The 7,247-nt window shown below is 59.9% G+C and carries 7 protein-coding genes; 5 read left to right on the plus strand and 2 right to left on the minus strand.

Annotation, left to right across the window (positions count from 1 at the left end; all coding sequences use genetic code 11):
• Positions 1-229: 229 nt before the first annotated feature.
• Both ACM9ME_RS15135 and ACM9ME_RS15140 read right to left on the minus strand, forming a co-directional pair.
• Positions 230-1,330, minus strand: a complete 1,101-nt coding sequence (locus tag ACM9ME_RS15135) for a Fic family protein (RefSeq protein WP_415644294.1) — start codon at positions 1,328-1,330, stop codon at positions 230-232.
• A gap of 133 nt (positions 1,331-1,463) precedes the next feature.
• The gene (locus tag ACM9ME_RS15140; RefSeq protein WP_415644295.1) at positions 1,464-1,703 is read right to left on the minus strand and encodes a hypothetical protein; all 240 of its coding nucleotides are present in this window, start codon (positions 1,701-1,703) and stop codon (positions 1,464-1,466) included.
• 129 nt (positions 1,704-1,832) lie between these two features.
• On the opposite strand from ACM9ME_RS15140, the gene ACM9ME_RS15145 reads away from it, so the two are divergent.
• The 5 genes from ACM9ME_RS15145 (at position 1,833) to ACM9ME_RS15165 (ending at position 7,101) form a co-directional block, all read left to right on the plus strand.
• Positions 1,833-2,183 (plus strand): ATP-binding cassette domain-containing protein, encoded by a 351-nt coding sequence (locus ACM9ME_RS15145; protein ID WP_415644296.1) that lies wholly within the window; start codon positions 1,833-1,835, stop codon positions 2,181-2,183.
• A complete protein-coding gene (locus ACM9ME_RS15150) occupies positions 2,180-3,559 on the plus strand; it encodes an HlyD family type I secretion periplasmic adaptor subunit (RefSeq protein ID WP_415644297.1) in 1,380 nt (459 codons plus the stop codon). The genes ACM9ME_RS15145 and ACM9ME_RS15150 overlap by 4 nt, the downstream gene beginning before the upstream one ends.
• Before the next feature lies 1 nt (position 3,560).
• On the plus strand, positions 3,561-4,238 hold the full coding sequence (locus tag ACM9ME_RS15155) for a hypothetical protein (protein WP_415644298.1): 678 nt from the start codon (positions 3,561-3,563) through the stop codon (positions 4,236-4,238).
• Positions 4,239-4,421: 183 nt separating this feature from the next.
• Complete coding sequence (locus ACM9ME_RS15160) at positions 4,422-5,033, plus strand: hypothetical protein (protein WP_415644299.1); 612 nt, start codon at positions 4,422-4,424, stop codon at positions 5,031-5,033.
• Between the two features lies 1 nt (position 5,034).
• Positions 5,035-7,101: a calcium-binding protein gene (locus ACM9ME_RS15165; RefSeq protein ID WP_415644300.1), complete on the plus strand. Its 2,067-nt coding sequence runs from the start codon at positions 5,035-5,037 to the stop codon at positions 7,099-7,101.
• Positions 7,102-7,247: the final 146 nt, after the last annotated feature.

Below are 7,247 nucleotides of genomic sequence, written 5' to 3' on the forward strand. Positions count from 1 at the left end.
TCGGCCTCCTTCAGGATGCCAATGATCTGCTCTTCCGTGAAATGCTTCCGCTTCATCTGTCCGTCCCTTCGAGGGGCCGGTCTCTAGTTCCAACTGGATGAAGAAACGGGGGTCACGTCAGACACATCCAGTCGGGCAAGGAACGTGCGCATGTTACTTGTTTGGGACGTTCACAGCCACGCAGAAGTATTTGACCTTTGGCGCGAAGGTCGGTTGTCGTTTCGGTTCGTCAGCCCACCAGCGAGTAGCTCGTGCTTCTCCCGCCACCTTCGTCCTTCATGAGGATACGTTTTTTTACAAGGTCGGCAATGTCGCGTGACGCGGTGTCCTGAGATGTCTTTGCCAAGATGGCCCATTTCGAGCTGGTCAGCTTACCCTCAAAATTGTTGAGGAACCGAAGCAGCACGGCGCGCTGGCGTTCGTTCAGGGCAACATCGGCGTGCCGCTGCCAAAACTCAGCGCGGCCGATGACTGAGCCTAACGTTACGTCCGCGCCATCAAGCGCGCGTTGCAGACAGGCGAGAAACCAGCTCAACCAGTGGGTAATGTCGACGTCGCCCTTCTGGGTCTTCTCAAGCATATTGTAATAGTCGTTGCGCTCGGCGCGGATCCGCGCGGACATACTATAGAAGCGCTGCGCGGTATTGTCCGAACGGGCCAGCGCCATGTCGGCGACGGCTCGGGCAATGCGTCCGTTCCCATCGTCGAACGGATGGATCGTAACAAACCACAGGTGCGCCACGCCGGCTTTGATGACGGGATCTGTTCCTTGATTGGTTTCAAACCATTTTAGAAATTGTTTCATTTCGCCTGCCAGCGCCTCTGCCGGTGGCGCTTCATAGTGCACCTTCTCCCGGTCGATCGCACCCGACACAACCTGCATCGGGCCCTCGCTATCGTCGCGCCACTTGGCGACACGGATTTTACGCATGCCACTATAAGCTGTTGGGAACAGCGCTGCATGCCACGCGAAGAGACGCTTTTGGGTAAGCCGTTCGCTATAGTGCTGTGTCGCATCGAGCATCATTTCGACCACGCCCTCGACGTTGCGGTCCGCGGGGACCAAGCCCCCCACGTCTAAACCTAGGCGGCGAGCGATGGAGGAGCGTACCTGGTCCTTGTCGAGGATCTCTCCCTCGATCTCTGACGACTTTAGGACGTCTTCGGTCAGAGTGTGGAGCACCGCCTCCTCGCGCAACGGAAAGCCCATTGCTTCCATTCGGCCGAGAAGGCGGCCTTGCTGATGCCGGACCTTGGCAAGTTGGCCGACAAGGTCCTCGTTCCGCCATCGGAGATCGGGCCAGTTCGTTTGCTGCCAGATATAACGCATTATTGTCCGCACCATTCGCGGAGGATATGTACGAATTATCTCCGCAAATGCAAGGATTATTATCCGCATTTATGCGGAGAATAATCGGCTATTCTCCGCTTCAGACAGCCAGTACTGGCCCGCCAACTTGCTGCTAGTCGGCCCGGCTCTTTGGAACATCCGATGGCCGAAGCTTGGGAAATGCGTTGCCAGCCATCACGCCAAGCGCAGCGGCGCCAATGTGATTGCCCGTCAAAAGTCCGGTAACACCGATCGTAGTGATGCCAACAATCACAGTGGAAGCAGTGCCGTGCAGCGCGGCAGCATCTTTCCGCAATTCACCGGCGGGTACTGTCAGACTAACCGGATCTGGTTCGTTTGTGACGATCTCCACAAAAACAGCTGCGCAGGATGTCCGACTTACCGGTACACAACAAGATCAGAACACGTTCGAAGTCGGAATATGATTCATACCGTTGTAGGCCTAACCATATAGGAAAGTGGCTGCCCCATTGGTCTGACAGTGCCCGATACCGTCATCGAGGAGCGCGGCGTCAACCTTTCCGGCGGCCAGCGCCAGCGCATCGCCATCGCGCGGGCACTTGTCACGCAGCCGCGCATCCTGATCTTCGACGAGGCGACGTCGGCGCTGGACGCCGAGAGCGAGGAGATCATCCAGCGGAACCTGAAGGCGATGGCGCAGGGCCGCACCGTCATCATCATCGCGCACCGCCTGTCCGCGATCCGCCAATGCGAGACGATCATCACGATGGAGCGCGGACGCATCGTCGAGCACGGCACGCATGACGAACTGCTCAGCGCCAACGGCCGCTTCGCCGACCTCCAGCGCCGCCAGTCGGGGGTCCGGGCGTGAACGCGATCAGCGGGCACTGGCAGATCGCGCGCGACGCGCTCGCCGCCGAAAAGGCGCGCGCCAAGGGCCTCGTCCGCACCGAGGAGACGGCATTCTTGCCCGCCGCCTTGGAGATAACGGAGAGGCCAGTGTCGCCAACGGCACGCGCGACGGCCTGGCTGCTGCTCACCGGACTGCTGCTGACGACGCTTTGGCTGGTGTTCGGCAAGGTCGACATCGTCGTCTCGGCGAGCGGCAAGCTGATCCCCGCCGACAACGTTAAGCTGGTCCAGCCGGCGGAAGCCGGCATCGTCAGGGCGATCTACGTCCGCGACGGCCAGCACGTCCGGAAGGGCCAGCCGCTGATCGCGCTCGATCCCACCGTCGCGGGCGCCGAGACAGAGCAGTCGCGCAAGGCGCTTGAGACGGCCGAGCTCGACGCGGCGCGCGCCCGCGCAGTGCTTGGCGCCTTGGAAGGCCACGGACTTGCTTTCGTCCCGCCCGCAGGCACGCCCACCGAGACGGCAGCGACGCAGCGTCAGCTCGCGCAGGCGGAACTCGCCGGCATCGAGGCCAGCATGGCCGGGATGGGCGCCGACACCAGGACCGCGGCGGCGGCCCGCGGCGAGGCGCGAATACAGGCGGCGAAGCTGGGCGAGACGCTGCCTCTACTGGACGAGCAGATCGCCGCCAACGAGACTCTCCTCGCCAAGGGCTACGTGTCGAAGCTGAAGGTGATCGAGATGCGGCGGCAGCGGCTCGCTGCCGCGCGGGATCACAACATCGCGCTGCAGACCGTGCGCACGGCCGACGCTCAGCTAGCTTCGACCGGGACCGGTGGCGCGCGGACGCGCGCCGAGACGCGGGCCAAGGTGCTCGCGGATTTAGCGAAGGCGGAAAGCGATGCAAGCCTTCGACGGGAAGAGCTCGTCAAGGCCAAGCAGCGGTCGGGTCTTCAGCAACTTCTCAGCCCAGCCGACGGGGTCGTTACCGGTTTCGCCGCCCACACGATCGGCGGTATCGTGGAAGCGGCGAAGCCGATCATGATCGTGGTGCCTGCGGGTAGTTCGCTAGTGATGGAAGGAAATCTTCCTAATCGCGATCGCGCGTTCGTGCGCGTCGGACAAGACGTCGTGGTCAAACTTGAGGCTTACCCATTCACGCGCTTCGGAACTGTTATCGGGACCGTGGAGGCAGTCGGATCCGACGCAGTCGAAACCGAAAAGCTAGGCCTGGTTTATCCGGTGCGTGTGCGCCTTCACAGAGCGCCTTCCGGGATGGACCTATCCGTCGGAATGTCGGCCACGGCGGACATCCAGGCCGGACGGCGCTCAATCATTTCCTATCTTATCAGCCCGATCGAGCATGCACGCGCGACGGCCGGCAGGGAGCGGTAAATTGACCTGGAAAACGACAGCACAATCTATTTTCGCTGCATCATTCCTCGCCTCCTGCGGATCGCTGTTCGGCGAGAGCTATACCTACCGGTACCGGATGACTGTCGAGGTCGACACTCCAAAGGGTCTTCGCACGGGAACATCGGTGATTGAGAACACCGAGACGGAAGGCAGGGGGATACCCGACAACAGCCTTCACCTGAGTAGGCGTGGCCAAGCAGTGCTGGTCGACCTTCCAAACGGTCGGACGCTGGTCGTAACGCTCAAGACCGCTGGTGGTTTTGACGGCGCCTTCGCGAAAGCTGCCTATAATCCCGTCCTGCCGTCACACGACGTACCCGATGATTGGTCTGCTCGAAACAAGGCACTCACGCAGTTGACCGCTCCAGCGATACTGCCCAGCTCAGCTTATCCCATGATGGTCACTTTCCGGGACAATCGGAATCCCACAACTGTCGAAGCCGTCGACCCAGCCAACTTAGGACGGAAATTTGGCAGCGGTTACCAACTCCGAAGAATCGTCATTCAAATGACAAATGATTCCGTCACAACCGGAATCAAAACGAGGTTTGCTTGGTTGAGCCATCTTAGCGTTTTCGTCCGACGTGACGACCAGCATCTATGGCCAAATAATCCCGAACGTAATCTGGGAAAAAGCGCCTTCGTTGTGGGAGTGTAGGCAATGTATCCGAACAAGTTGCTTTCAGTATGGCTTAACTGCCGCGCACGCAATTTCGGGGATCGCCATCGGACACATAAGCTCACACTTCACATACGACCCGGAACGCTCTGCCTTCTTACGCTCGTAGGTACAGTTCTTTCTGGCTGCGATTCTGGAAATCAGGTGACCTACAGATATCGCATGACAGTGGAGATCGAGACCTCCAAAGGTATTCGCACCGGGTCGAGCGTTATTCAGGTCGCAACTTCGGCGTCCAAGGGTGCACTAGGCAGCCTGCTTACCACGCATGTAAGCGGCGAGGCTGCCGCAGTCGATTTGCCGAACGGATCGACAATTTACGCTCTTCTCAGATCACCCTCAAACGAAAACGCTGCCGTCAACTACGCCATGGCCGCCCTTCTGCCAGTCCATCCTGACAAGGGCGGCGACGCCAGAGCCTGGTTGAATAGCTTACGCGCGCTGAAAAATACGGAACACTCCGCTGAGCTTTCGCGGTGGGGTCCCGCGACGGGTACGGGAAAGCAGCCCGCTTCTCTCTGGCCCGTCATGGCTACGCTCGGAAACGCAGCCGATCCAAAGACGGTGAGGATCGTCCCCGCCCACGATCTTGGCTCGGGTGCACAGGTGCGTCGAATCGTCATCGCGATCACAGATGATCCGCCAACGGACAACATTCGCCGCAGGCTTCCTTGGCTGGGCGACTTTCCCGAACCGTGGCTGAAGGGGACCGGCGGCTTCGGCCAGCTACCACTAAGCGAAAAGCTGAAACACGGCGACTTTGTAAGGAATTGATATGACCATGAATCGCGACCTGCTCATGTCGATCCTGGCAATGGATTCGTACAACCGCAGCTACGGCGCCAACCTCGACATCGCTACAACTGGGATCGGTACAGCAACCGAGAACACGTTTTCGCTGCCTACGGGCGCAGAGGCAGTCGGGTTCTACGCGTCTTCATATAATTGGAACGGCGAGACAATAATATCCTATCGCGGGACAAACTTTCAAGTCGATCACTGGTACTCGTTCTTTAGCAGCCCTTTGTGGCAGGACATCGGAAACGGCTGGGGGACTGGTGTCGGTTCGAACTTCGAGCCGCAAGCAAAAATGGCGTTCGAATATTACAACACGGTCGCCGCCCACATGAGCGCGTCGGATCCGCGAATGGCGAACATCACCACGACTGGCCACTCGCTTGGTAGTGGACTGGCTGGCTTAGTGTCTTCGATTTACAATCGGTCAGGCGTGCTGTTCGACAACATGCCCTTCGAAGCGGCCGCTGCGAACACGTACGGTGCGGTCAGCACAGGGCTTCCCTCGCTGGTCTGGCCGAACCGCTCGTCAGATATCTATCGCGGTTTGGCACCCTGGGCACCAAACATCTCAGGACTGAAAACAATTTTTACTCCGGGCGAAATACTGGAAGGTCTTCGTTTTCTGCAGTCGACCCCCGATCACTCTTATCAATCTCATACGGACTTGGACGCAGTCGCCCTCCACTCGATAGGGCTGCTCGTGTCATTGATGTGGGCCGACCAGAACAACAAGGCGGAATGGTTCAAGGCCGGAAATGCGATCGGTCACGCCTTTGTAAATGCCGATATCGGAGAAGCTCTTGGGCGTGCTCAGGGTGGAACCGGAGCTGCCGATCCTGCATCGCAGTTGTTGATGGCAATCGCGTACTCAGCGATTTCCGACGGCGAACGTCCTTTTGGCGATACCGCAATCATCTCCATGTTCGACGACGCCACTGACCTGTCAAAGGCCCTCGATCGTGTCGAAGTCTCGGCCACACTCAGAGACAGTGCAGATCAACTCGCAGAGGCACTGGTTCAATTCGCAGGCAAGCTGGCGCTTGGAGACGTTGAGGGCGGCGCGTCCTCGTCGGTAGCGTCGGGTATGCTCGACCTGTCGACCGACGGCTTAACGCTTGCAGCTAACTTTAGCGCAAATCGCTGGGGTAACGGACTCGCACATACAACGATCGTCGGTCGCGACGAACTGGTTAAGAAGGCGCTCTCGACGGTTACGGGCGCTGACGGCGCTGCATCAGACCTCGCAACAGGCATGAAATGGCTGTGGAACACCACCAACACCGACATTATAAACCGCGTTGAGTTCGCGACGACCGACACCGCGACGACGAGGGCGCTACCGACGAGCGGTAACGTTGGCAGCAATCTCACGATCTTCGTCGATGGTAGCGGCTCCGACACGACGACTGGCTCTGCCGACGACGAGATCATCGTGGGCGGCGGGGGCGTCGACACGATACGTGGAGGCGCAGGCGACGACCTGATCGCGGGTGGGATCGGGGACGACGTCCTATCAGGCGGGGCGGGTAAGGATTTCATCGCTGGCGGTGCTGGCGTCGACACGCTGGATATCGGCTCAGACTCGCTAGCCTCCGGAGCGATGGTCATACTCAAGGCCGTCGACGCAGCGAGCACGGGTGAACGCGCCACGTTCGAAATTACGGAAAACCCACACAAAAAGGCCGGAGACATGACCGCACCCGCGACCGTCGCCATGCCAAATATCACCCTTGATCGCAGGGCGCCGTCCAGACATGACAGCACCCAGCTGGGCCTTGCCGACGGATTCGGTCGACGCCCGCGAACGAATGATCGGATGGCTCAACACCCAAAGCCACCGGTGGGACCGGTTTGCCGCCATGCTGCGCCGTCGCGGTGCGGACGAACTCGCCAAATGGATTTCCGAGTTCATGGTGGTGCCGACTTGCCTCCGCGCCACCCCGGCTCGGTTGGAGCCGCAACGCTGGACTTATCGCCATCGACCGCCCGGCGCAGCGAGCCGACCCGACGACTGCTCGTGCCGTCCCGGCAGCGTACAGCATAGCCGCAATTACTGATCCCAGCATCAAGCCGCCAACGTGCGCAGCGGGACGCCCATCACCTGAGGATAAAGCCCGACCAGCGGATACCATTTATCGGCGAGGGATTTGCAGGCGGCGGGGGTCCGCAACCAATTCTGCCGCCGCTTCC

It is taken from the genome of Sphingomonas antarctica (genome assembly GCF_965137005.1).
GTDB lineage: Bacteria > Pseudomonadota > Alphaproteobacteria > Sphingomonadales > Sphingomonadaceae > Sphingomonas_O > Sphingomonas_O antarctica.